The 26,669-nt window shown below is 42.8% G+C and carries 21 protein-coding genes; 7 read left to right on the top strand and 14 right to left on the bottom strand.

From position 1 onward, the window contains the following. Window positions 1-168 precede the first annotated feature (168 nt). Together BW976_RS09960 and BW976_RS09955 are read right to left on the bottom strand one after the other, a co-directional pair. Window positions 169-1,341, bottom strand: a complete 1,173-nt coding sequence (locus BW976_RS09960) for an amidohydrolase family protein (protein ID WP_084192149.1) — start codon at window positions 1,339-1,341, stop codon at window positions 169-171. Continuing rightward, a complete protein-coding gene (locus tag BW976_RS09955) occupies window positions 1,341-2,090 on the bottom strand; it encodes a class I SAM-dependent methyltransferase (RefSeq protein WP_076372984.1) in 750 nt (249 codons plus the stop codon). The genes BW976_RS09960 and BW976_RS09955 overlap by 1 nt, the downstream gene beginning before the upstream one ends. A gap of 212 nt (window positions 2,091-2,302) precedes the next feature. Here BW976_RS09955 and BW976_RS09950 point away from each other — a divergent pair, with 212 nt between their 5' ends. The 5 genes from BW976_RS09950 to BW976_RS09930 all read left to right on the top strand — a co-directional run bounded on the left by BW976_RS09950 (window position 2,303) and on the right by BW976_RS09930 (window position 7,863). Then, window positions 2,303-3,811 (top strand): B12-binding domain-containing radical SAM protein, encoded by a 1,509-nt coding sequence (locus tag BW976_RS09950; protein ID WP_076372982.1) that lies wholly within the window; start codon window positions 2,303-2,305, stop codon window positions 3,809-3,811. A 31-nt stretch (window positions 3,812-3,842) separates the two neighbouring features. Then, window positions 3,843-4,892, top strand: coding sequence for a radical SAM protein (locus BW976_RS09945; RefSeq protein ID WP_084192148.1), 1,050 nt, complete (start codon window positions 3,843-3,845; stop codon window positions 4,890-4,892). Between the two features lie 3 nt (window positions 4,893-4,895). Beyond that, window positions 4,896-6,365 carry a B12-binding domain-containing radical SAM protein gene (locus BW976_RS09940; RefSeq protein WP_076372980.1) on the top strand — a complete coding sequence of 490 codons (1,470 nt, stop codon included), beginning with the start codon at window positions 4,896-4,898 and terminating at the stop codon, window positions 6,363-6,365. 17 nt (window positions 6,366-6,382) lie between these two features. Further along, window positions 6,383-7,183, top strand: coding sequence for a class I SAM-dependent methyltransferase (locus tag BW976_RS09935; RefSeq protein WP_175614088.1), 801 nt, complete (start codon window positions 6,383-6,385; stop codon window positions 7,181-7,183). Window positions 7,184-7,299: 116 nt separating this feature from the next. Then, window positions 7,300-7,863 carry an REP-associated tyrosine transposase gene (locus BW976_RS09930; RefSeq protein WP_076372977.1) on the top strand — a complete coding sequence of 188 codons (564 nt, stop codon included), beginning with the start codon at window positions 7,300-7,302 and terminating at the stop codon, window positions 7,861-7,863. 56 nt (window positions 7,864-7,919) lie between these two features. On the opposite strand, the gene BW976_RS09925 is transcribed toward BW976_RS09930, so the two are convergent. The 8 genes from BW976_RS09925 to BW976_RS09890 form a co-directional block, all read right to left on the bottom strand. Next, complete coding sequence (locus tag BW976_RS09925; protein WP_076372975.1) at window positions 7,920-8,840, bottom strand: hypothetical protein; 921 nt, start codon at window positions 8,838-8,840, stop codon at window positions 7,920-7,922. A gap of 24 nt (window positions 8,841-8,864) precedes the next feature. Next, on the bottom strand, window positions 8,865-10,184 hold the full coding sequence (locus BW976_RS09920; RefSeq protein ID WP_076372973.1) for an O-antigen ligase family protein: 1,320 nt from the start codon (window positions 10,182-10,184) through the stop codon (window positions 8,865-8,867). Beyond that, window positions 10,159-11,289 carry a DUF1972 domain-containing protein gene (locus BW976_RS09915; protein WP_076372971.1) on the bottom strand — a complete coding sequence of 377 codons (1,131 nt, stop codon included), beginning with the start codon at window positions 11,287-11,289 and terminating at the stop codon, window positions 10,159-10,161. The genes BW976_RS09920 and BW976_RS09915 overlap by 26 nt, the downstream gene beginning before the upstream one ends. A gap of 2 nt (window positions 11,290-11,291) precedes the next feature. After that, window positions 11,292-12,365, bottom strand: coding sequence for a glycosyltransferase family 4 protein (locus tag BW976_RS09910; RefSeq protein WP_084192146.1), 1,074 nt, complete (start codon window positions 12,363-12,365; stop codon window positions 11,292-11,294). After that, window positions 12,362-13,330, bottom strand: a complete 969-nt coding sequence (locus BW976_RS09905) for a glycosyltransferase family 2 protein (RefSeq protein ID WP_076372969.1) — start codon at window positions 13,328-13,330, stop codon at window positions 12,362-12,364. The genes BW976_RS09910 and BW976_RS09905 overlap by 4 nt, the downstream gene beginning before the upstream one ends. After that, on the bottom strand, window positions 13,327-14,994 hold the full coding sequence (locus BW976_RS09900; RefSeq protein WP_076372967.1) for a hypothetical protein: 1,668 nt from the start codon (window positions 14,992-14,994) through the stop codon (window positions 13,327-13,329). The genes BW976_RS09905 and BW976_RS09900 overlap by 4 nt, the downstream gene beginning before the upstream one ends. Before the next feature lie 378 nt (window positions 14,995-15,372). Continuing rightward, window positions 15,373-16,788 carry an oligosaccharide flippase family protein gene (locus BW976_RS09895; RefSeq protein ID WP_076372965.1) on the bottom strand — a complete coding sequence of 472 codons (1,416 nt, stop codon included), beginning with the start codon at window positions 16,786-16,788 and terminating at the stop codon, window positions 15,373-15,375. A gap of 15 nt (window positions 16,789-16,803) precedes the next feature. Continuing rightward, window positions 16,804-17,628, bottom strand: a complete 825-nt coding sequence (locus tag BW976_RS09890) for a glycosyltransferase family 2 protein (protein WP_076372963.1) — start codon at window positions 17,626-17,628, stop codon at window positions 16,804-16,806. Window positions 17,629-17,867: 239 nt separating this feature from the next. Here BW976_RS09890 and BW976_RS09885 point away from each other — a divergent pair, with 239 nt between their 5' ends. Continuing rightward, window positions 17,868-18,437 carry a TetR/AcrR family transcriptional regulator gene (locus BW976_RS09885; protein WP_076372961.1) on the top strand — a complete coding sequence of 190 codons (570 nt, stop codon included), beginning with the start codon at window positions 17,868-17,870 and terminating at the stop codon, window positions 18,435-18,437. Between the two features lies 1 nt (window position 18,438). Then, entirely contained in the window at window positions 18,439-19,107 is a 669-nt protein-coding gene (locus BW976_RS09880) for an NAD-dependent epimerase/dehydratase family protein (protein ID WP_076372959.1), read from the top strand. Between the two features lie 64 nt (window positions 19,108-19,171). Here the strand turns inward: BW976_RS09880 and BW976_RS09875 are convergent, their stop codons facing one another. The 4 genes from BW976_RS09875 to BW976_RS09860 form a co-directional block, all read right to left on the bottom strand. Beyond that, the gene (locus tag BW976_RS09875; RefSeq protein WP_076372957.1) at window positions 19,172-20,497 is read right to left on the bottom strand and encodes a hypothetical protein; all 1,326 of its coding nucleotides are present in this window, start codon (window positions 20,495-20,497) and stop codon (window positions 19,172-19,174) included. After that, window positions 20,494-21,126, bottom strand: a complete 633-nt coding sequence (locus tag BW976_RS09870; RefSeq protein ID WP_076372955.1) for an RNA polymerase sigma factor — start codon at window positions 21,124-21,126, stop codon at window positions 20,494-20,496. Before BW976_RS09870 ends, BW976_RS09875 begins: the two co-directional genes overlap by 4 nt. A gap of 232 nt (window positions 21,127-21,358) precedes the next feature. After that, a complete protein-coding gene (locus BW976_RS09865; protein ID WP_076372953.1) occupies window positions 21,359-22,396 on the bottom strand; it encodes a PorP/SprF family type IX secretion system membrane protein in 1,038 nt (345 codons plus the stop codon). Window positions 22,397-22,399: 3 nt separating this feature from the next. Then, entirely contained in the window at window positions 22,400-26,497 is a 4,098-nt protein-coding gene (locus tag BW976_RS09860; protein ID WP_175614087.1) for a PKD domain-containing protein, read from the bottom strand. Window positions 26,498-26,669 lie beyond the last annotated feature (172 nt).

The following is a 26,669-nucleotide window of genomic DNA, read 5'->3' as shown; positions in this document are numbered from 1 at the left end:
AAGCATGGTGGGCAGGCCTCTACGCACGCCCTTCGACGATGCTCAGGGTGACAGCCCCGCCTTTTGTGATATTATTGATGTACTATGTCTACTCATGGGCTATTACTCTCTCAAGAGGGGAATCGCACCTCCCAGGCTTTATATTTTTATTACTGTTTCACTCACCTTTTAAAATATTTGATGATCCATAAATTCAAGCGGAAAATTAAATTCGGGTAGATACGAATGAATTTGTCCCATCAATTCACCCAGGTTACCTTCCACATATTTATAAGTTTTTTCTATCCTGATCAGGCTAAAACCACGACCTTTTAATCCCGGCGCCAGTTGCGGTAACAACTCCTGATCAAACAGGCGGATATTACCCTGGTGCATCACTAGGAGCAAATCAGCAGGGGTAAGGCCGTAAAAAGAACGCATTCTGGTTACCTCGTCTTTTCTGCGGGCTATCACCAGGTCGGCATTCATTCCTATGCTGATACTACCAGTGTTCATCTGCCATACTTTTGCCGCGTTGCTATTCAGGGATTGATATAATTCCTCATCGGTAAGCAAGCCCGTTTTACGGGCCATGGCCATATGATCCCATATGTTCCAGTTACCGGTAAGGGTAGAGTCGGTACCGAATAAAATAGTGGTATTTTGTTTTAGCTGGTGAACAGGAGCCGTCTTATTGAGCAAATAATAGTTGGATTCGGGGCACCAGACGATTCCTTTAAAATTGGAGGCCTGCGTGCCGTTCATGGCAACCGCATGTATACCAATTAAGGGCCGGCGCCATTTATTCCAGCGGATGAGGCTGTCAATTTCTGTTGATGCTACATCATCGGTACCCTCACCAATATGTATAGCTACAGGCAAATGCCGTTTCGATGGGTTATTTAATTTGAGCCACCATAGTTTTTCAAAGCCAACGGAGTGCAGATCATGCGTTTCTTCAAAAACAGTGATCAACGTATCATCAAGAGCCAGTGGCTCGCCATGATTAACAACAGTTGTAACCCCGCAAAGCAGGTTTTTGTATATGCCCCAGCGGATGCGCAGCGGAGCGGGCACTCGCAATACATGGTTTATCTCGGATTTATATTGCTGATGAATATAGGCGCCCCATTCCGTATAATTTTTATAAATACGGTTACCCAACTGAGGGAAAAGGTTAAAATCAAGATGATCATGCGAGTTGATCAGTCCGGGAAAGATCATGGCGTTATCAAAACGTAGCTGCAAATCAGCGGAGCCCTCTGTAATTGGCTCGGGTGTCACCTCATCAATTTTACCTTTATTGATCCTGACGTTTATACTTTGCCCGTCATCGGCCATTCGCAGCCCATGGAGTATCATTATCCCTTTTTTAAATGAATGCCATAGATCACCGGAAAACCTTTATATTTTTCATACACATGCAGGGCATTTTGTTTGGTATAAAAAGGCTTCATGCTTTCATCTATTTTGATCTCTTCCTGTAGAAGCAGCTGAAAATTATTCCGGAACAAAGCGTCTTTAATGGTGTAAATGGGATGTACATAGTTGCGCACGGCCATCACGGAGTTGTTGTGCTTAAATGTCCGTTTACCGCCAGATGCCAGTATATGCGGATGAAAATCGGTAATGATCAGTTCGCCACCGCTTTTTAACAAACGGCCCCAGGCCTGCATAGCCTCATCTATATCTTCAATATGAGCCACGGTAAGGGTAGATATGATCACATCATAGCTTTCGTCGGGAATTGCGGAAAACAAATTATTGGTAATCATGTGGGTATGGGCCCGCGGGTATTTTTCATTGAGTTTTTTAAGCATCCCACCGGATACATCAAACCCGGTTAACGTGCCGGGCGCTTTACTAAATAGCAAGGACCAATGTCGGCCGGTTCCGCAGCCAATATCGGCTACCTGTTTGTTTTTGATATCAACATTATTGATGAGCTGCGAAAACAGCTGACCATCCAAATGCAGCATCAGGTTATCTGGTTGGCTGTCATAGCTCCCGGCCCATATGTCATACGCCTCCGTCGCGCTTTTTTCTGTTACTGCGGCTAATGATCTTTTCTTTTGTAAGTAGTTTTTTATGGTTGCCAGCATGGTATTCATCTTTATAACAATACGGTGTAAACCGGCCCGGGGTTGCTTGTGCTTTTTTTATTGCTCTCCCAGGCAACCACCACATAAAACCCAGCGTATTGTATAATGAACGGTTTATAATTTTTATGATTTAGGGTTGTGTAGCGATGGGGGTAAAAGCCCATCGCTTATCGTAAAAAGAATCCGTTTTTTAAGTATTCATGCGTCAAGAATAAATATGTATGGCAAAAATTAATAAGGTAATACTGTTTAACCCCCGAAGTGCTATAGCTAAATACCGTATACCCAATTCTATTTTAAATATCGCCGCCTCCATAGAAGGAAAGTATGAATGGGCCATTATTGATGGTAACTGTGAAGCCGACCCGATGGAGAAAATAGAAAGCTATTTACGAACCGGCGAATACGGCTACCTCGGTTTCACCGTGATGCCTGGCCCACAGTTAAAGCAAGCCATTGAAATAGCCAAAGCTATCAAAATAAAATATCCGTATACTACGATGATCTGGGGAGGATATTTCCCTTCCAACCAGCCCAAAGTGGTTTTGGATTCCAAGTATGTTGATTTTATCATCAACGGTCCCGGCGATAATGCTTTTCCCTTGCTGATAGATGCCTTGGAAAACAGTAAACCCTACGAGTTTATCAAAAACCTGATCTACAAAGCCGATGGTAAAATAACCAAAACTATCAAAGAGGATCTTTTGGATCAGGATTCGCTGCCGCCATTACCTTATGATAAGTTAAATAACTTTTATCCTTTGGGTAAATTCCTGGGTAAAACCTACCTGGGCGAACATACTATGGCTTATCATTCCAGCATAGGTTGTCCTTTTACCTGCTCTTTTTGCGCGGTGGTTCCCATTTATGAAGCCCGCTGGAAAGCCAAATCGGCACAAACGGTTTATAAGGATGTTAAATACATTAAAGATAAATGGGGCGCAGATGCCATTGAATTTCACGACAATAATTTTTTTGTATCTGAAAAACGCGCGGTAGATTTCTCCAAACTCATTAAGCCCGAAAATATGACCTGGTGGGGCATGGCGCGCATCGATACCATGGATAAGTTTAAGGATTCATCGCTGGAGATCATCCGTGAATCGGGCTGCAAATGTATTTTCTTCGGCGCCGAAAGCGGCAATGATGAGATCCTGGGGCAGATGGATAAGGGTGGCACACAAACCGGCGCGCAGATCATACGCTTTGCGGAACGCATGAAGAAATTTGACATCATTCCCGAATATTCTTTTGTATTAGGCATGCCAGCGGCAACGCCAGAGCAAGTGCAGAAGCAGATAGATTTCGAGATCAATTTTATTAAGCAGGTAAAGGCCGTTAATCCTAAAACCGAGATTGTTATTTACACCTATACACCGGTGCCCACAGAGGGATCAGAACTATTTAAACAGGTTCAGGAGCAGGGTTTTGCATACCCTCAAATACTAGAAGACTGGATAAGCCCGGCCTGGGAAAGCTTTGACCTGCGCAAGAATCCACTAACACCCTGGATTAAACCAGAAATGATAGATAAGATCAGGAATTTTGAAACCGTACTGAATGGGGTTTATCCTACCGTTACCGATATCAGGATGAATGAGCTCAAGCGGAAATCAATTAAGCTCTTGTCGAGCCTGCGTTATAAAACAAACCTATACAAGTACCCATACGAAATAAAACTACTGCAAAGGTTCTGGAAATACCGCCAGCCGGAGATCCAGGGTTTTTAATTGTTTTTAAGATTTAAAGGAAACCTTAGTTATGTCAGGCCAGTCGTTATATGATACTTTTAAGCGCTACCGCACGCTGCAAACACACAGGATATCAGCATTACCAATTGTAATATTAATGCCTCACAGCGCCTGTAATTGCCGTTGTGTGATGTGTGATATCTGGAAGGATAATAAGAATCTGAAGCAATTAACAGAGGCAGACATCAGCGGTTTATTGACATCCCTAAAACAACTGGGCACCAAACAGGTACTCATGTCTGGCGGTGAAGCATTATTGAACACCAATTTCTTTGTGCTGTGCCGCATCCTTAAAAATGCAGGTATCAAAGTAACACTGCTGACCACCGGCTTATCTATAAAAAGTAATGCGGAACAGCTATTGACCTGGGTTGACGACCTCATTGTTTCCTTAGATGGGGATGAGCCCCTGCACGATGCCATCCGGAACATCCCGAATGCCTTTCGTAAGCTTAAGGAAGGGGTGGAGCATATTAAAAAACTAAACCCGGCTTATCGCATTACCGGTCGTACAGTGATACATAGGCTCAATTACCATAACTGGCCGGCTATTATTGCCGAATCAAAAAAAATGGGGCTCGACCAGGTGAGTTTTTTACCAGCCGATGTAAGCAGTCATGCATTTAACCGCCAGCAGGCCTGGGAAGAGCCACGTCAGGATGAAATACTGATAGCAGAGCGCGAACTGCCCGAATTAAACGAGGTGACCAATTGCCTGATAACCGAATACGCCGCCGAATTTGATAATCGCTTTATTGCTGAAAGCAGGGAGAAGATCAGGGACATTTATCACTATTACGCCGCTTTTTATGGCCTAAACGCCTTTCCTTTTAAAAAATGTAATGCCCCCTGGGTATCAACAGTAGTAGAAGCCGATGGCGCTGTACGGCCATGCTTTTTTATGGAAAGCATGGGCAATATCAGGGATACCCCGCTTAAACAGATCATCAATAGCAACGAGGCTATCGCTTTCCGCAAGGCATTGGATACCTCCGGGCATCCTACCTGTGTAAAATGCGTTTGCTCGCTTAACCTGTCGCCATTAACCAGTGTAGCTTAATCTATGGAACAGTTAAATCACATACTTTTTACGCATTCCTATTTTTTGCGTTTTGATCCCAAGCAATGGGCGCAGGGACAGCCATATCCACCATTAGGCACTTTGTATGCCGCCTCGCTGATGCGTCAGCATGATTATAGCGTGTCGCTTTTTGATACCATGTTCAGACATACCCCGCTGGAGATTACGGATCTGCTGGATAAAACCCGTCCCGGCTTTTTTGTGATCTATGACGATGGTTTTAATTACCTCACCAAAATGTGCCTCACCAATATGCGCGAGGCAGCTTTTGCCATGTGCAAACTGGCCAAGGAGCGTGGCTGTACGGTAATTGTTTCCAGCTCAGATTCCACCGACCGTTTTAAAGAATACCTGGCCGAGGGTGCTGATTTTGTAATCATTGGCGAAGCTGAACATACCTTATTAGAACTAATTAGCACCATAAAAAGGGGAGAAGATTTTTCACACATACAGGGCCTTGCTTATCTCCAGGACAACATACCGGTTAAAACACTGGGTCGCCCGGTACTTAAAGACCTGGATAGCTTGCCTTTACCTGCCTGGGATTTGGTTGACGTTGCGCCATACCGCGAATGTTGGCTACAGCATAAAGGTTATTTTTCGCTCAATGTAGGTACCACTCGTGGTTGCCCTTTCAAATGTAATTGGTGCGCTAAACCTATTTACGGCAACCGCTATAATTCGCGCAGTCCTGAAAATGTGATCACGGAACTGAAACTGATGAAGGAGATGTTCAACATGGATCATATCTGGTTTTGTGATGATATTTTTGGCTTGAAACCTGGCTGGGTGATTGAATTTGCCAGATTGGCAAAGCAGGAGGGGCTGAAATTCAGGTACAAGCTGCAATCACGGGCCGATCTGTTACTGGATGATGAAACAGTAGTGGCTTTAGCAGCATCGGGTTGCGATAATGTTTGGATAGGCGCCGAGAGCGGTTCGCAGAAAATATTGGATGCCATGGATAAGGGTACTACCATACAACAGATATATACGGCTACTCAAATGATGAAAAAGCATGGCATAAAACCATCCTTTTTTATACAGTTTGGCTACCCGGGCGAAACTAAGGAGGATATCAGGCAAACCATCCACATGATCAACAGCCTTTTACCACATGAAATTGGTATCTCGGTTTCGTATCCGCTACCCGGCACCTTGTTTTACGAAAAAGTTAAGGCCGATCTGCAACAAAAAACGAACTGGACCGACTCTGACGAGATGGCGCTGATGTTCAGCAATACTTTTAAACCAGTTTACTATAAACAGTTGCACAAATATGTGCATCAGAACTATCATGCGCACCTGGCTAAACATAACCTGGTGCAGCTGTTGAGCAATCCTTTTAAACCGAGTGTAAAACGCCTCAGGAAAGCCGCGTCGGTTTTATACCATGCACCGGCTATGATGATAGAGCGGTTTAAACTAAATCAACTGGAAAAAGCATCATGATAAGCGGAATCAGTATAATGAATGATAATGAAACCGATGCGTCGACAGCTTTTAGTCGCCAATCGGTCATCTTTGATGAGATCTACTCCACCAATACCATTGTTAACTATAAACGGACGAGGGTACGGCAGCACGTTTTACAATACCTGGCGCCCAATAGCAGTATCCTGGAACTCAACAGTGGTACGGGCGAAGATGCCTTGTTTTTCGCTAAAAATGGTCACCGTGTACACGCTACCGATATATCAACCGGAATGCAGCAGGTGTTGCGTCAAAAAACAGAGGCATATCGGGATCAAATCAGTTCGGAAATCTGTTCTTTTACCCAATTGGAGCAACTACAAAACCAGGGACCTTTTGATCATATATTTTCCAACTTTGGCGGCCTCAACTGCACCGGCGAACTGGACAAAGTTCTTTTGTCTTTTAATCAACTATTAAAACCCGGCGGCAAGGTAACCCTGGTAATTATTCCCGGCTTTTGCCTGTGGGAAACCCTGTTGATTTTTAAAGGTAAATTTAAAACGGCCTTCCGCAGATTTTTTAGTAGTAAGGGGCGTACCGCGCATATTGAGGGTACTTATTTCAAATGCTTTTACTACAATACATCATTCATTATCAATATTTTAAGTAAATTATATAAAGTACTGAGCGTAGAAGGCCTTTGCACCATTGTACCACCATCGTACATAGAAGGTTTTGCTGAAAAACATCCCAAGGCTTACCAATTCCTGAAAAACAAAGAGGATAAATTAAAAAGTCATTGGCCATGGAAATACATGGGCGATTATTTTATCATTTCGCTGGAAAAGAAGTAGGAGTATAACACAAACATAAATCCACTTGCGCTCGTTTGCAAAGAGTGCTTAATATGGTTAAGCGATTGCATCGCTTCTAAAAAATATTCCATATTTTAGTTGAAACCTTATCTTGTATGTCAGATCAATACCGTGTCAGAAACCCTGAAGAAGTTTATTTCGTAACTTTCACCATTGTTGATTGGGTTGACGTCTTCACCAGACCCTCCTATAAGCAACTTATAATTGAATCCCTAATTTACTGTCAACAACAAAAAGGACTCGAGGTTTATAGTTATTGTTTGATGACAAATCATTTGCACCTGCTTGTTTCCGCCAAACACCCTGCCACTTTACCGGACATTATTCGTGATTTTAAAAAATATACCAGTAAGGAAATAGTTAAACTAATCCAAAACGAGCCTGAGAGCAGAAGAGATTGGATACTTTACAGGTTTCAATACCATACAAAATATAGTAGCAGGGTTCAAGATTACAAAGTATGGCAAGATGGTTATCACGGAATAGCCTGCGACAACGCCAGCATACTTTCACAGAAGCTGGATTATATTCATAATAATCCTGTAAGGGCCGGTATTGTTATTGTATCTGAGCATTACCAGTATAGCTCAGCCGCAAATTATTCAGGTGAAGAGGGAATGATGAATGTGGTATTGTTGGATTTTGGTTTCGCGTTTTAAACGCTAACCCATATTAAGCACTCGTTGCAAACGTGCGCAAGTGTTTTTAGCCGTTTCTAATTCGCTACGCTATGCTGATTTTCAACCAACAGCTGTGCTATTCGTGTTTCGTAGCGGCTGATGAGGTTGATCTGAAAATTCTTGGGGTCGGGTTTGGCATAGTGCTTACCGGTTGCCATGGCCAGCAGCATGCCATGATCATTTAATCTTTTTTCCCGGGTCTTTTGATCCCAGCGGCTGGCAGTTATCCTCATTAATTTATTGTCCAGTAATTCACCCAGACGATTGTTCAGGAGCCATTCTATGAGGTTTTTTAATAGAAACCTGCTTAAAGGTTTGGCGGTTGATACCCGCATAATATGATTAGGCAGATAATCGCGCGTCCAGGCATTAGCGGTAAAAAAATCGGCAAAGGTAGTATCGCCCTGTATCGGGATCAGGGTAACAACTTCTGTGGCCGTGTAAATATTTTTTTCGGCAATTTCCAATTGCTGCTCATCTATATAATAATTCATACAGAAGTAATGCTCCCGGTTAACTAGAAAGGTGAGTTTTTTTAAAAAATGCATCAAGGTACGGGCCACCCACATGCGGTTGGGCGCGGTAACAATAAACAGGTCGATGTCTGATTCGGCATCGGCATAATTTTTTGATAACGAGCCCGAAATAGCTATGCCACGCACATAAGGAAAACGGATGAGGATATTACCCACCTTGCGGGCCGTTTTTATCATCTCAGCAGCTTTCCGGTTCCCATCATTTCTTCTTTTTACCAGGTAGGGATCGTTCTTTAAAGTATAGAACCTGTCGAACCGGTAAATTAACCTGCAACCTACCAGGCAGCTCATAGCCATATCAAAAGTTACAGGGTCGCATTTAACGGGCAGAAACAAACTTATCTCTTCCCGCGTGAGCGGATAGTTGAACACATCAAAGTAAGCCAGTGTTGCTAATATGTTTTTTTTGATCTCTGCCACGGTGCGGTATATTTATGTATACTATTATGACGTAACAGCCAATGCGTTGGTTGCCAGCGGAACTAAATATTCATCAGGTTTTTGTTGCTCTTTGATACTGGTTTCATGATCAGGAACTGAGAACAGAAAAAAAGAAAAGAAAAAGCTATAAAACATCACTCCTTTATCTACATCCAGTATATTTTCACTAAGCGATACAACAGCTATGATGAGCATAAAACTGATGAACATAACATCTTTTCTTTTGAAGGCTATTTTAAATCCATAAATCAGCGTTAGTAAATAAATAGTCAATCCCCATATACCTGATTTTAGCATAAAACTGATATACTGGTTATGGGAATTCAAGCCTTTTAGAAAGGAACTGTACATTTTTGCATTATAAAAATCATCCTTCAGCAAGCTAACCTCCGAGCCTGATCCATACCCTAATAATGGTTTCTCTTTTATCCGGGCGGCAGCAACCCGCCAGCGTTCAAAACGCGAATCTGAATTACGGGGGATGGTTTTATCCGATGAAATATCTTCTTTCAGCAGGGTTACATAGCGATCCCTGAAGGTTGATATACTCAAAATACCCGCGGTGCCTGTTACAGTGATTAATAATCCGGTGAGTATATAACCCCGGCGTTGCCTTCCATTTAATAAATACAGGGGAAGTACCACATTTACAGCCACGAACAGAATAATCAGTATAGATTTGGAACTCAGCTGAATCATCCCGCTTACCAGAATAAGGCAACTGATGATGCACACCACTTTTATTAACCGGGATGCCCCGCCTTTAATTAAAATGGATAGAAAGTAAACAAACGCTATAACTAGCTGAAATGAAAAAAAAGTGGCGTGAATGTTTATCGGGCCCGCAAAATTATGATTGGTAAAACCTTCGCTAAAAATGGCCCGCAAGGGCATATGATAAAACCTGATGGTTACCAAAACTACCATGAACAGGTAAAAAACAGTCAAGGCACAAACCAGCGAAAACCCCATCAACAGGTTTTCCCGGTATTTTTTCAGATCTAATCCGTTCAATGAAAACACAACCGGAAACAACAAAAGCGGGATCCTCAGCGTCCATTCCGTAAAGGCAGCCTTTGGGTTGATGGTATAAATGGTAGCAAGGATGGTAATAAACAAAACAGAGGGTAGTACCAGCAGTTTAAATGAACGCAGGGATCTTAACCGTGTTTTATCTAAATGGATGAGCGTATGCAAGGTAAAACTGATCATGATGATATGGCTGTAAAACATATCAAAAGGTAAACTTGCCATGAGCAACAGTACATGGTAATAACTGATCTTATTGGCAGTGATATCATTGATGAGCAATAATTGCTTCATGGTTGGCGTGTTTATAACTTTCAACAATAAATTCCTCATACTGGTCAATCACCCTTTCCCAGTTAAACTGATCCTGTATCTTATGCAGGTTATTCATCACCATACTTTTTTCCGGATCTTTCCGCTGCACGGTTTCTACCAGTTCCTGTACTTCACCGGCATTGGAGAAATAAAAGGCGTCGGTATTCAGCACCGATTTATTGAATGGATTATTGTGCGCGGCGATGAGCGCTTCGCTGGCCATAGCTTCCAGCAGGGATGGATTGGTCCCCCCAACGCTATGCCCATGAAAATACAGGTAAGAGTTATTTTGCAGCGAACGTACTTTGGGGTTATCAAAAATAGACCCTTTAAATTCTATGCGCTCGTCGTTATTAAACTTGTTGGTGATGTACTTGCCAAAGCGGTTGCCGGTATCGCCCAAAACTTTAAACTTTCTACGCGAGTTGCTTTTATTAAACCCATCCAAAATGGTTTCGATATTATTTTCGGGTTCCATGCGTGCCATCAGCAAGAAATAATCTTCTTTTAAAGCCTCGTTAAAGTCATACTGCTCACGTTCCACGTCCGAGTAAACATCGGCTCCGTAGGGAATGTATTCGCTGTTGATGTTGTATTTATCGGCCAGGTATGATTTGATCACCCGGGAGTCTGCCACATAGTAATCACTGTATTTAACGGCCAGTTTTTCGGCGTATTTTAAAAACTGTTGTACAGGTTTGGAATATTTCGAGCGTTTCCACTCCATGCCATCCATGTTGGTGATAATGGTGCTGTTTTTGGGATACAACTTACCCCAAACCGAGCTGCTCGTATAACCCATGATGAGCACTACATCAAATTTATTTTTGCGGGCATCCAGCAGGCAGTTCATATCGTAAATGAATTGCCCGGCGGTACCTACCAGGTATTCGGGGTCGTAGCAATGTTTGATCTCCACACCCTTCCAGCTGTTATGGGTATACGGGTGGTTGTGCGAATTATAAACGGTTACTGAGTGCCCACGTTTTACTAAACCGGCCGAAACATATTCAGATATATGCTCAAATCCGCCGTAATAATTGGGAATGCCCCTGGTTCCTAAAATGGCTATGCGTAGTTTCATGGCTATAATACTGATTGATATGCTTTTAATGTTTGTGAAGCCGCCTGTTTCCAGGTGTATTGTTTTAATATGCGATGCCTTAAAGTTTCGTTATAAGGAGTGATGCTCGCCTTTTCAACAGCGGCCAGGATACTTTCTGGTGATGATGGGTCGCAGTAAAAAGCATCATCGGCAAAATATTCACGAACATCACCTTTGTCACTGGTTACTATATTGCAACCCATAAGTGCGGCCTCTATCGAGCTCAGGCCGGTTGTTTCAAACCAGCTGGGCAGGATATGCACTTTTGCCCGGCGATAATACTTTACCAGCTCATGTTGCGGTATATGATCAATAAAGCCTACGTTTTCCGCGGCAATTTCGCGGCATTCCTGGTAATAGTCCAGTTGGTTAGGGGCATGCGTACCAATGAGCAGTAAACGGTAGGAAGTATTGTTTAGCGCGCGTATCAGGTTCAATTGATTTTTGATACCTTCAATCCGCGCAGCGCAGATCACCAGTTTTTCATCCTTTTTGATGGCCGGATCATACTGAAACAGATTCTGATCGGCACCATTAGGCACCACCAGGTGTTTCACCTTCCGCTCGTACGATTGGATCACCCGGTTATATTCCGACTCCGAATTGGGCAGGATCATAGCGGCCCGGCTCAATATATTCTTGATGCTTTTACGCTGACCAAGCCAGGTGTATGACAAGCTTGCCAAACTATCGCGACCCAACAGGTAACGGGCTATGGATTTAAGGTATTCTATCGTATCTGTCGATAGGTAACGCAGCAGCCTACCAGCGCCTTTACGATGGTATTTATCGTACTCACCATAATTGCACAAAATGGTTGATACCACATAGGGCTTACCGGCCTTTTGGCTATGATACAGAATATCTGCCGGACGGGTAAGGTTAAAAAAATGCAGCAAGTCGTAATGACTGTAAAGAATACTTTCATTAGCCAGCCTGATATCGGCAGTAATACCCATTTCTGTAAGATGACGAGCCGTTTGTACCGCCTGAATGGTATCGCCGCCGGGAACAGTGTATATGGTTGACCGGGTTATAAATGCTACTTTGATCATTGTGCCAGCCTCCCTGAATTTAATTTATGCAACCACATGATGAGTTTTTCGGGCAAAAAGCTAACGGTGTATAACAGGTAATTATCCAGGCGGAAAGGGGATATGCTGATAGCCTTGGCTACATGAACGCGGGCCTTTTGCGGATGGAAATTATTGACCAATAATTTTTTGGCGCACAAGGCATAATAGGCACCATGTTTAACCCGGCGCAGTTGCTGCTTTTGGCCCATGGCGGTTAACTGAGTGCCTTCATCTGCGGTAACAACCCTGCTTTTGAGCGTGCTGTATTTTATTTTGAGGAATTTTCGTGGTCGCCATTTTTCATCAATGGTGATGGATTCCGGGTTTAGTCTGTGCTTGATAAGCGCCTGCGGAAAGTTGCAGGCCTTTTGGTCTTTCAGGATACTTACCCATAAAAAATGATCCTCATAGGTATAAGCATATTCATTATAACCGCCGGCCTTTACAATCACCTCTTTTTTATAACATACGGTAGGGTGCATGAAGGGACAAACCGAGGGTGCCAATTGCTGAATATCTTCATTACTGAACGCTGGTGGGGTAGAGGTAAAAAGATAAGTCCCCTCCATATCCATATAGTCGGCACCAGAGCCTATAATACTGTAATCGGGATTGTTTATCATAAAATCATATTGTAATTGTAAGCGCTCCGGATGACAAACATCATCGGCATCAAAGCGAGCTATGTAAGTGGCACGGGCATATTTTAAACCGGTATTCAAGGCAAGCGATACGCCTTTGTTGTCCTGGTATATCATCACTATCCGGGGGTCGGTAAAGGAGTTGATCACATCAGCAGTATCATCAGTTGAGCCATCATTAACAATGAGTAGTTCAAAATCGGTAAATGATTGTTCCAGAACCGACTTAATAGCATCGGCTATATATTTACCTGTATTATAGGCAGGCATTAAAACCGTTATTTTGGGTGTATCAAAATTCATTGGAGAATTGGTTTAACGGTTTGATTTTCTTTAATATTGAGCAGTAAAAGCAGTTCAAAAAATACTAGTACCGATAATTGCTCAAACCAGTAATCGGTCAGCAAAACGGCCAGCATTAAAAACAATATGGGTAAGCCGTAAGTAAGCTTTTGATAATGTTTGGCAAAAAAGCCCAGGTAAAAGATGATAAACAAGACCAGACCCAGCACGCCGTACTCTGCCAATAATTGGTCATAAACGGAGTACGTGCTATTGCTGATGGAATGGAAGCTCGTTTGTTTACTGTAAAAATAGAGGTACAGATCCAGGTGATTTACCAAAAAATCGTGATTAATATAATCGTAAGCAGAAGGGTACCCCCCGGCAAAACCAGATCCTACAGCGCGGTAAGCCAATTTGGATGAGAAGTTACCCATACCGGTTCCGGTAAGAATCTTACCTAAGTGGGCGCGAAAAAAAGAAAGGGTTTGCAAAAAACCTACAGCTTTTCCGGGCATAGAGTAAGTATACTCTCCGCTTCCTGACATCGGCAAGGCTGTTTTGTGCGATTTTATAAAACCGATCAGTTGAAACAGTTCAACCGGTGTTTCTTTTTTGTATTGGTAATAATCATCGTTAAGATTGGGCTGCGTAATGGCTATACGTCCGCCATTGGCCAGGTAAACGTTTTTTATATATTTGGGGCGCTTGCTCTCCCGTATCGAATCCAGTATCCGGCCTACGCTGTCCAGATATAAAGTGGCTATCTTTTGTTTACGCTCCTCTGGGGTAAGTGTATTATCGGGCCGATCGGTAATGCGCCAGTTTGCCATCAGGTTTACAGGCACAGCAGCGATATGTACCGGTTTATCCTTTTTAAATAAATGAATCAGGGTTTGGGTGGCATACTCATTATTCTGGGGTGATATTTTCGCCATAAAAACAACCAGAAAAACAAGACAGACAACCACAAGGCTTTTTTGATAGCGATCAGTTTTAAAAACAAACAGCAGCAGTAATATGGGTAACAAAACCACATTGATAAAATTGCTTGCGGTAAGCAACAGGATAGCCATACAAACCAGCAGCATAACGGCGTTTTTGCGGGTAAGAAAGTAAATGACCCCAAAAGCATTCAGCGTGGAGTTAGTGATGGAAGTATCAAATGCTATCCCTCTGATATAATCGCCGGTATTGATAAAATATTTCTGGTATTCTCCCTGGAAGGTATAGGGGTTGATAGTATGCGTTTTTAGGATGATAACAGCAAGCGTCAATACAGATACCAGGGCATTGATAACAAAGAAGATTGTTATGGTTTGGTGTACTATTTCGGCAGGATTATTATCAACCGCCAGTTTAATCTGGTGCATAGCCAATATGCACAAAAGCCAGAAACCAATACCTGTAAGCAGCAGGATATTATAATGACTACTGAGATAGCCTTGATAAATAACCCAATCGACTAAAACAATGACGATGATCAGCGGATAAAAAAGCGGCAGCCGGGAGTCTTTAAACCGGAATCCGAATTTAAAATTGAATTGCCATAAGCTAAACAGAATAATAACTGGAATTTTTATGGCCAGCTTTACATTTAAAAACAAAAGCAAAAAGATGAGGAGTTTCCAATCCACCTTATCCTTTACTTTATCTCTATAAAAAGCCACTGCTCTGGTCAACATTCTCCGGTTTCTTTATAATCATTACGACCCGAAAATGGGATTGGTTGCCTGGGTGGATTTTAAAAAAGAATTGGGTGATTAGTATTAAGTAGTGAGTATCAAGTATCAAGACTTTTTGTAGGAATGCGCCATTTCATACGCGAAAATATGCATGGGCATGAATAATAAAAATGGTAATGCAGGAGGCACCTTCGGAGCCAAAACACTTAATATATTACGAACTATAAACAGGATGCTCCTACGGAGTTTGAATAAACATAGCTCCGTAGGAGCACACTGTTTATAGTAAAATGAAGAAATATTATGGCTCTAAAGGAGCCTCCTATATTCATCTTTGCTTATTTAGATACGTTTACACTTGCTACGGAGCACCCTGACCTATTTACCCAATATTTTACGGAAATTTTTATAGTCTGCAATTTTGATCTGGCGGGTAAGGCTTAAAGCCAGGAAGTAAAAAACTACCGAGGTTAATAAAGCTAACCAGAAGGTTTGGAAAAGAAATTTAGCTAATATGCCACTGATAAGCGCGCAGGCAGTACACTTTAACAAAATCAGCAAGCTGCCATTCAATTCGCTGAGCTTATTTTTTGAGCTGAACAAAATAGCCTGTACAACGCATGATGCCAGGAAAGCAATCGCTGCGCCTTCATTTTTAAAAAAGGGGATCAACACAAGATCGCCTATAACGTTTACAGCAAACGTTACCAGGAAAACCTGCAGGATCATTTTTAGGCGATTTTGTACAAAATATATCGTCCAAAAAAAGTTCATGAGGTATATGAAGGGCAGGCATAACGACAGAATGAAAATGGTATTACTATTTACTACACCATACTTACCCCCGGTAATCTGATCAATCAGCGGGTTCCAGCATATGTTCAGCAGCAAGCCGGTAAACGTGGCTATGATCATCTCGGTCCGGATCAGTAGTTTCAAGTTATCGCCGGTATAGCTTTCATCTTTAAACAATTGGGTAAACCTGGGGATCAATAAGGGCGCTATAGCCAGCAGGGGAAGGGTAGAGATCTCAAATACTTTGTAGGCAAAACTATATTCGGCCAGTTTTATAGCTGATACCATAAAGCCTATAAACAGCCAATCAAAGCGGGCCAGTGCCGAGGTAATCAGTACAACGCCCACCTGCGGTAACGATTGTTTGACCAACAAACCGTATGCGGTTTTATTCCAGCGCGGCTTGATGGAAATGCTGATGTATTTTTTGAACAGGTAAACAGAACACAGCAATTCCAATGTATCACCGGCTATAAATACCCATAGGATATGGTTGATGCTGAGCAAATGTGTTACTGCCAGCACTACCAAAGCACTGCCCCTTACTATGTTTGACACCACCAGCATATAAGCCTGCAGCTTAAACCGCTCCATTCCGCCGGATACTTGTTTTAGTGGGGTGGAAAAGAAGATCATGAGCTTACCTGCACCAATAAATAAAATAAGTTTGTAAAGGAATACCTCGCCTGTAAAAAACAGTTTGCCCAATAGCAGAATACCGTAAAATAAGATCCCGGTAAAAACTACGTGGAATGTATAAATGGATAGCACGCTGCGGGCATCATCGCCATTGGCTACCTTTTTTACTACCGTTTGATCGATACCAAAAGAAAGAATATTGAATGCAGTAAATACTACCGTAAGCGCGAGATTAAGGAGGCCAAAACTATCTTTAGATAGATTTACCGAGAGCACATAAAACATCAATACCCCAAACAATTGGTTAATCACCAATTGCAGCGTATTGGCTGAAAGATTTTGAATCAGCCTTTTTTTCATGGGCGGCGCCCTGCCTTACTCGCTATGGGCATTGGCTTTAAATTCGTAGGCCATAACAGGTGCTTCATAAAAGTTTTTCTTTAGAATGGGATTCTGTTTGGCTTTATGCAGATAATAATATTTTAACCAAGTATTTTTAAAGGCCATCCGGGCAATGTTCCAACCTTCTTTGCCATCTAAAAAACCTAATAAAAATACATAAGCTTTTACAAAATGGAACAAAGGAGCAAGGTATAATTTTACCAGACTGGCTTTTTTACCACTTTGCAGATATTTTAATGCGCTAAGCCGGGCGTAGTGCACAATTTTGGCTTCATGTTCCTGCACGTTTTTAACCGAATAGTGATGCAAATGACCATTCAATTTTTGAACACGCATGTTTTGCGGCATAACCAGCGTTTCATGCACGGGTGGTTCTGACCATTTAACCTGGGTACGGTTAAATAACCTGATATGATGATCGCGCCCCCAATTGCCAAAGTTGATGGGTTTATTACCATAATAGGCCTTAAAAGGTATATCGTAAACAGTATTACAATCATCCAGTTTCAGTTGATTGATAGACGTAAGCAGAGCTGCATCGGGTATTTCGTCGGCATCGAGACTCAGTATCCAGTTATAACGCGCAAGCGCGATACCTTTGTTTTTATTGGCCCCATAACCGTCCCAGCTTTTCTGATAAACCCGGCAACCGTTCTCCATCGAAATATCAACGGTATGATCGGTACTATCATTATCAACAACAATAATATCATCAGTTAGCTGCCTCAACATCGTAATGCTGCGGCCTATCATTTCGGCTTCGTTTTTAGTGATGATCACAACTGAAACAGGTACCATGTGCAGATAATTAAATTTCACCAAGCTTTTGCAACGCCATCAACAGAATGTGGGTACACCTGCAGGCTCTAACATAAGCGTCTATTATTATATCGTTGCTTTTTAGCAAAGGGTTGCCCGGTACATTAAGAATTGTCGTTTTATTTTAATATTTTATGATTTAAGCCCTGATGGACAAGGGAATAATTTGCGGGTTCCGGATTTTATTTAGCTTTGTAGAGTGATTAGTCAATTTATATATGGATAAGTCAGCATCAATTCTTTCTACAGCCTTAAAACTGTTTGTACAATATGGTTTTCATGGTACGCCTACTAGTAAAATAGCCAGCGAGGCCGGTGTATCCAACGGTACGCTTTTTCATTATTTTAAAACCAAGGACGAGCTGGTAGTGGCCCTGTACAGCCAAACAAAAGAGGAGCTGAACACGTACTTGTTTGAAAAGATCAACCAGGGCGAAGTCTTTAAAGACAAGTTCAGGAATATGTTTGTGTACTCATTAAAATGGGCGGTGGCACGCCCGGAAGAATTCTTTTTTCTCCAACAATTCCATTTTTCGCCGCACCTGGCCCTGGTTCCGGCCGAGGATATAGCCAAGCATTCACGGCAACATACACAACTTTTAGAGGGTGCTGTACAGGCAGGAATATTTAAAAATTTACCCACCGAGCTGATCGCCACACTTGCCTGGAGCCAGATCAACGGGATGTATGAGTTCCTGGTGAAATGCGATCTATGCGCAGATAAACAAGAACAGATCATTAACGATGCATTTGACCTGACATGGTTAATGTTAGTCAACCAAGCTTAATATGAAAACAAAAATAAGAGCTATTATAACCGGCGCTACCGGCATGGTAGGTGAGGGGTTGATGCACGAGTGTTTACAGCACCCGGATATTGAAGCGGTTCTGGTGATCAACAGGAAAAGTATGGGTATCACACATCCCAAACTTAAAGAAGTGATCCATGGGAACTTTTTTGATCTTTCGGCTATTGAAAGCGAATTATCAGGGTATAATGCCTGTTATTTTTGTTTAGGTGTATCGTCTGTAGGAATGAAAGCCGAAGAGTACTTCAGATTAACCTACACACTGACCATACATGTAGCCGAAACCCTAAGTAAACTCAACCCTGGTATGACCTTCTGTTATATCTCCGGAGCCGGAACCGACAGCAACGAAAAGGGCAAAGGCTGGGCAGCTGTTAAAGGAAAAACCGAAAATGATTTGATGAAACTCCCCTTTAAGCAGGTATTTGCTTTTCGTCCTGGTTTTATCAAGCCGATCAAGGGTTTGTCAAACACCCATAATTACTATAAATACATCAACTGGCTGTTCCCCATTGGCAGGGCCTTGTATCCCGGAGGCTTTGTTACTTTGCAAGAGCTGTCCCATGCCATGATCAACATTACAGAAAATGGTTATGGTAAGCAGGTTATAGAAGGAAAAGACATTATTTTACTGGCTAAAAACCGGTAAGAATTAAAAAATAAAAAGTCCCGCTATTTTTAAAATAGCGGGACTTTTTATTTTTAATCCTCTTTTATTTAGGTCTGAACGGGTTAATATTCCAGCTTACACCAACCGCCACACCTGTTGACCTGAGGTCAACCCGGCCAACGCCGATACCTGTAACCGGGAGTTTCATATAAGGCTGTATAATGGTACTGAACTTGGAGTTGATCCTGCGTTCGTACGTAGCGTTTAAATTTAATACACCTAACCAATGCTGATTACGGCCATCAACCTGAACATCATATGATGGTTTCGAGCCATCGGCAAACGAAAAGTGATAATTCTCGCGCAGCATAATGTAGGATGATAAACCGCTGCCTATAGCAAACTTGTTTCTCCCTTTGGCATAAAATTGATAGTTCAGGTTCAACGGTATATCCAAAACTTTGCAATTGGCACTTACGTAATCAGGCAGATCATTTGATGATTTACCCTGCCAGGCAATAGAGTTATATTGACTGCCGGTAGCTTGGTAAGGCTTAACCGCATATGATGCACCGGTTGATATACTCAATTTTTTAGACAAATGGATGCCTAACTGCACCCCAAAGTTTGTACCCACCTGATTCCGGTTAAACGAATTAACGGCATTCAGATCCGGCGCAGCCATTATGGCCAGCGTAAAGCGTGGCCCAGTCCTTAATATCGGTTTAAGAGATGGTTTATCTTTTTTAGTCTGTTGCACAGGTGCCGTTTTACTACCAGCAGTATCTGGTTGGCCGGGATTAGTTGTATTGGCAGCCAGATCATTTTGTTTTTGTGTATTTGTAGCAGCTACCTTAGTCGGATCTACTACATTGTTATTATTATCTACCGGAGGAACAACTGTCTTGTTTTTATCTGCACTATCCTTTATGGTTTTATTGCCCGGTATAATCGGATTTACCGGATTTTGATTTACCGGTATATTATTTTGCTGACTACGCTTACCCGGAGTTACACCTAAGGCCGATCCCGCTTCATTCTTGCCACCATTCACATTATTCTTAGCCAGGTTTTCGATGCCCGGGTTAGTATTTTTAACTGAGTCTTTTACAGCAGGCTGATTATTTTGTCCATTATTTTTTTGGACAGGTAGCTGTGTATCTGTTTTTATTTTTGGTTTAACCGCCAGTTCATTCTTTGCTTTATCGTTCCTGTTAAAGAAGAACAAACCTACAGCCAGCAGTAAAATAGCTGCTATTGCTGCCGAGTAATAAATTATCCTCCTGATGACTGCCTTTTTGCTGGGTTTATTGTCCAGCAGGCGCTCCATAGAAGCCCAATCCTCCTCACGAAAAGCAATATGATCCTCAGAGCCGGATAACCCGTCTTTGAATAGCTGATCTAATTTATTTTCGTTTTTCCCTTTCATCGCATTATTAATTCAATCAAGTGTGATAGTCCAACGCTCATCGCACCTATGGCAATAATTTTATGCCGGATATCTTCGGAACCATTGTCCGGCAAACGACCGGAGTTAAGTACCATTGTTTTTAGTTTTTCCCGCGCTTTAAATAAGTTTGATTTTGATGTACCCGTGCTGATACCCAACTGAGTTGCTATTTCTTCGTGCGAGAAACCTTCAATAGCAAACAAGTTAAATACGGTACGGTAAGCATTCGGCAGCTGCTGTATCATGCCCAGCAGGTCATCATAATTTAGTTTCTGATCGGGTAGTTCATTATGACCTATATCTTCGGCAGCATCCAGATCATCATTGAGCGATAGTTTCAGGTTGCTCCTGTAATAATCAACCGAAGTATTCATCATAATGCGGCCAACCCAGGCAATGAACGGACGACCCGTATCATATTTGTGCAAATTAGTGAATACTTTTAAAAAACCCTGATTCATGATCTCCGCAGCTTCATAGCGGTTACCGGCATATCGCAAACATATGCTCATAGCAAAGCCATAAAATGCCTTATAAAGCATTTTCTGATCCTTTCGGCTTTGCTGCAAACAGCCCGCAATAAGTTGTTGTAGTTCCGCTTCTCCCATATAAGGGGGTTCAAATGGGGTTAAATTGTACTATTCTTTATCATTTTTACAGTTATCACGTAGCCCGGTATGAAAAGGTTGCCTGCACCAATAATTTTTTTTAAAAAAATACATCATCAATTAAAACCGCTAAACTTCAGGGGGAAAATTCAGGAGTAAATATACTAAAAGCCAGTATAGTTACCCTAAATTGTGTGCAAAATGAGTTACATGATTAAAATGAACTGCCTGCTTAATAAAAATCATAACAACGCCGTGATCCCTCAAATTTACGGTAGGTATCCGAGCGGGATGGGAGTGTAGTTTCATACCCAATACTTCCTTCTGATGATCCGCTGGTATTGCTGTAATTTAAACCGCCGAAAGGAGCATCATGACTTACACCTAAACGCAGCTTTTCGCCGCCATCGTGGTGGATGAATATGTCAAATATCAGTGAGAGTACCACAGCACTTGGCCCTGCCGATCCGCCGGTACGGTACCACAAGCCCGCGTTGATGCTTCTCCGCTTAAATTGCATCCCCGCATTGATGGATTGCGCACCGGCTTGTTTATACAGGATTACAGAGGGGATGAGAAATGATTTTTCGTCTTCATCCAGGTTGGCATAGGGGTTCAGGTCAAGCCGGTAACTGGCATGCGCGGTGACCCGCATGGGTAATTTAGCCGGGGTACCCGTAAATGATTCATTAGGCCGGTTAATATGCTGTAAGGCCCCTCCGATGTTAAAATCGCCGACCACCAGGTTGATACCCGCACCCGCGTCAAAATAATAGCGGTTATCAAAAAGCGGTGGTTCTGCTGCGGTGGGGCTACCTGGTATATAACCAAATTGGGGGTCGATTTGATCACTGAATATCAGCTTACTATAATTAACCGTACGATTGGTAATACCCGCCTGTAAACCAAACGATAATACAAAATCATCGGAACCTACGCTATAAGAATAAATACCTGCTATATTATTTTTAGTAAGCCCCGCTGCACCTTCGCTGCCACGGGTAAACAATAAGCCCACGCCACCACCAAACCGGGGGATATTATAATCAATTGAGGCGGTGAAATAATTAAAGCCACCCGGCACCGATGTATACTGGTTTCGGTAAATAAGGTTCATACGCAAATCGCCAGGAAACTGGCCGTTCAAAGCCGGGTTAAGGTAAACCGGCGAATTAAAGAACTGCGAGTACATATGATCCTGGGCAAAAGTTACGATACCTGTTAGCAGTGCCGCAAAAAATAAAATGCCTTTTTTTAAGTAGTTGCGCATCTGCTATCGTATTAAATTGATGGTGCCTGTACGTTTGGGTAAGGAGTTATTGTAGCTCATACCTTTCCATTCCGTTCCGTTTATAAATGTTGCCGAAGCCTGCCATATATAAACCCCCTGCTGTACCGGCGCCCCTCTGAATGTACCGTCCCAGCCATCACCATTTACCGGTGTACCTTTCGGATCGGTTAGTTTGTCGGTTTCCCACATCAGCTGCCCGTAATTATTAAATACCTGCAGGTGCCATTTTTTGATGCCGGAACCTTTGGCTATAAATTTTTGGAGCTCTGTTGAGCCACTGGTTGGCATAAACGCATTTGGCAAATAAAGCTGACCGGGAATACCCGTAATGTGAACTTTGTGCAAAATAACGCTATCGCAGTCGCCCCGATAGGTTGTTAATGTTACAGTATAGGTACCCGTATCGGCATAGGTATGTGCAGGGTTTCGATTGCTGGAGGTTTGCCCGTCGCCAAAATACCAAAGCCATCGCTCGGGCCCGTTGGTGGTTTGATCAACAAACGTAAACCGATAATTAGGTATACTGATAGTGGTATCCGGTTTCACCCCAAAAGCGGTAAAGGGTGGGGGATTTACAGTGATATAACTATTTTTAACAGCAGTGGTCGTACATCCGGTTACCGGGTTGGTAACTAGTAATGTAACGGTAAACGGCGTATTACTAAACCTGTACAAATGCGGGGCTGGATTTTGCTCCATCGCGTGCGCACTACCATCGCCAAAATCCCAATCGTACTGGTATGAACTTGCGTTTGAATTGGCATCTGGCGCTTGTGTATTGTTAGTAAAATTAACTAACAGCGTTTTACAACCCGTTGTAACATTGGCAGAGAAAGCGGGCAATGGCAGCGGATTTACAGTGACCACTAATTTATCCGACTCGATAGACGAACAGCCATTAGTCGCTGTTATAGAAACATGGTAAACACCCGCCTGGCTAAAGGTATAAGGAAGCGTGCTGCCTAAACCACCTGCTGTTATGTGGGTAACATTACCGGCTGGGTCATATATATTATAAGTAAACGTATCGCCACCGGTTGAGGCATTTACAAAACTGGTAGCAAAAGGAACGCAGCCTGTACTGTTATTATCGGTCACAAAGGTTTTTGCTACAAAATCGGGGGGCGATACTGAGATGGGCCATTCTATACTTTTTGTGGTGTTACCGCAAATGTCTTCGGCTACCATGTATAATTTGTACAATTTGGCGAGTGTTGAAGTTACAGTGAAAACCGCCGGAGTTTTATCTGTATGCGTTATCGCAGGCTGAACATCCTGCTGTGTGCCTGGGTCGTATAAATGGTACGTATAACTCTTATTATTACCCGGCGATGCATTTTGAACAGTTACAGTAAATGGCGAACAACCACTTAACGGACTTGGAAGAATAAGCGCAACTGGTGCTGCCGGGTGCACCGTGATCTGTATGGGTGTAGCATTTATATTATTGCCACAGGAGTTGAGTAACTGCAAATTTACTGTATAAATTTTATCCTTACCATCAGTGCCCGGTGCAAAAGTATGTAAGGGGCTAACATCGGTTGAGGTATTGCCATCGCCAAAATCCCAGGTAAAACTCCCGCTGAGCGGTACAGAGGTATTGGTAAACTGAACATTTAAAGCTCCGCAGCCTTCGGTTACACTGGCCGTAAAGCCAGCGGTAAGGTGCGCGGGTAGAACATGAACGGTTAAGGTAAACGGATCGCCGTTACAGTTGCCGCCGGTAGCCTGTACAATATAAGTGGCTATAGCAAAATTTGAGGGGTCGTTATTGGTGAGCACATCGTTGATAATTGTGCCGCTTCCGCTTGCATAACCGGTAACCGATGGTGATGTTTTGGTAGGGTCAATTGTCCAGGTATAAGTACCACTGGGAGTAGAGAGTATATGATAATTAAGTGCGGTTCCCGAACATTGGTTATTAATAACAGCTGCGCTGGTAATAACCGTTTGCGGTTGAATAGTAATGGTAACGGTGCTTACCACCTTATCGCAAGGTGGCGTTAATGAAGTGGTACCCGTTAACGAAAAAGTTACTTTGCCTGCTGCTATATCGGCTGCAGATGGGGTATAGGTGGTAACCAATGCATTAGGGTTACTAAAAGTGCCTGTACCACCCATCCATTGTTGCCCGGTTACAGTGCCGCTTGGAATTGTTCCGGTAAGGTTGATATCCGCCCCTGCACAAACCGTAAAAGGACTACCGGCACTGATGGTTGGCGATACCTGAAAAGTAAGATGCTGAGTAGCGGTAGCCGGTGCTCCGCATCCGTTTTTTACCGCCACACTAATGGTATAAGTTGCCGCATCATGAAATAAGATCTGCGGATATTGGGAATTGGCCGTGGTACCTCCTGTAAAATCAAACGCGCCGCCGCTTACTGTCCAGGTATAAGAATCGCGCTTAAGTTCTCCTATACCACCTAAAACGGTGTGGGTAATGCCGGCATCGGTATTAAATTTAAGGCTTTGGTTAATACCGCATACTGATGCATCTGCCGATAATTGGGCTGTTGGTGTAGCATCAACCGTAATACTTTGTTCGGTACCTAAAACCGGACCACAGCTTTTGGTATTAATGATGAGATTAACGCGGTAAACACCGGCCGTTGCAAAAACCATATGCGGTTGCTGACTATTAGCAGTGGTATTATCTGCATAAGTAACCGCCGCCGGGCCTGCGGTTATCCACTGGTATGCATTGGTGTTGTCGCAATTGGCATCAATTACCGATGTATTATCGGGTATTAAAGTTAATGGCCCGCAGCCGGTTTTCACCGGGAAATTAAATATCGGTTTTGGCGGGTTTTGGATACAGATAGTCCTGATAACATCCGCTGTCCCGCAAATACCCGCTGTATTTTGTAAAACCAGTTTTATAGTGTGTACACCTGTTGTAGTAAATGTGTAAACAAAAGGTTGGGTAGCCCCATAATTTTGTACCTGTAATACATCATCAACATACCACGAATATTTTGCATCGGTATTAACACAACTGGCCGAGGTGGTGGTGGTGCTGGCAGACTGCCCCGGATAGGAGGTATTGGCAAACGTTACAGGCACATTTATACAACCTGCATCAACATTTGAAAACTTATTTACGGGTGGCGCAAGCACCTGGGCATACTTGGTTGCCGGGGTGCCGATATCGCCACAGTAAACACTGGTAAGTTGCAGATCGACCCCAAAAACGTTCTTAATATTATTAAAAATACTGCCGCATGATGATGCATTGTAAGTATGAACAATTTTACCTCCTTGTGCTATGATCTCGCAAAGTGTAAAGGTGCTGCTTGCCCCATCGCCCCAGGTTACCTTATAAGTATGCCCCGGGTAATTATTTTGCAAACCGGTTTGCGGTGAGGTGACATCGGCATTAAAGGTGAGCTCGCCGCTGCCGTTTGAAAGGCATACAGAGGTAATACCTGTTGCACCAAGCCCGCTATTGGCTACGTTGTTCATCAGTAAATAGGATTTTGTACCCACAATACCGCCATTCACCGCTTTAACAGTTACCGTATAGTTTGCAGCCTGGGCGTTAAAAGCCGCACTGGGCGAAACAGTAACCGTACCACCCTCGGCTGCTTGTGCCAGGTCATTAAAAAAGGTAGCGATAACTGATGCTCCGGATGTGGACTGATTTAAAAAAGTATACTTTGTGGTGGTATTGGGCGTGCCGTTACACGTTCCGAATACTTCCGGATATTGCGGATTAATAATCTGTGAACTTACCGCTGCAACAACTCCTGCTGAATTATTAATGCTAAATGCTGATGAGGCAGCGCTGGTTATAACAGGCGCCGTGGATACTACTTGTAATTTATACCCAGTTCCAGATGGCGTTCCGGCGGGGATAATGCCATTCACAAACGTGGCATAAAAGCCGCTGATGGTACCTATTAATTGTTGAGCACCAAAATTGCCGTTAGCATCTGACAGATAAAGGTTAAATACATTATTGGTGGCAAAACAGCCAGAAGTATTGCTCAACTTTATAGGTATACTAATGGTTGAACCTGGGCCATAAGGTCCCGCATCCACATTACCAACGTTAATAGTTTGTGCTGCGGCTGATGACACAAGTAGACAGAGAAGTGCTAAAAAAAATATTTTTTTAGTGTACTTTATGTTCATTAAAAATTGGTTTCACAATGATCAAATGCTTCTTAACTCACCCTCCTATAAGGTGAATTTGGGGGTAAAACAGTTATCAACCAATTACAGCAATCATAAAGCAGGTTTCACGATTGCC

This window comes from Mucilaginibacter lappiensis (assembly GCF_900155965.1).
GTDB lineage: Bacteria > Bacteroidota > Bacteroidia > Sphingobacteriales > Sphingobacteriaceae > Mucilaginibacter > Mucilaginibacter lappiensis.
This window is presented reverse-complemented; position numbering and strand designations above follow the sequence as displayed.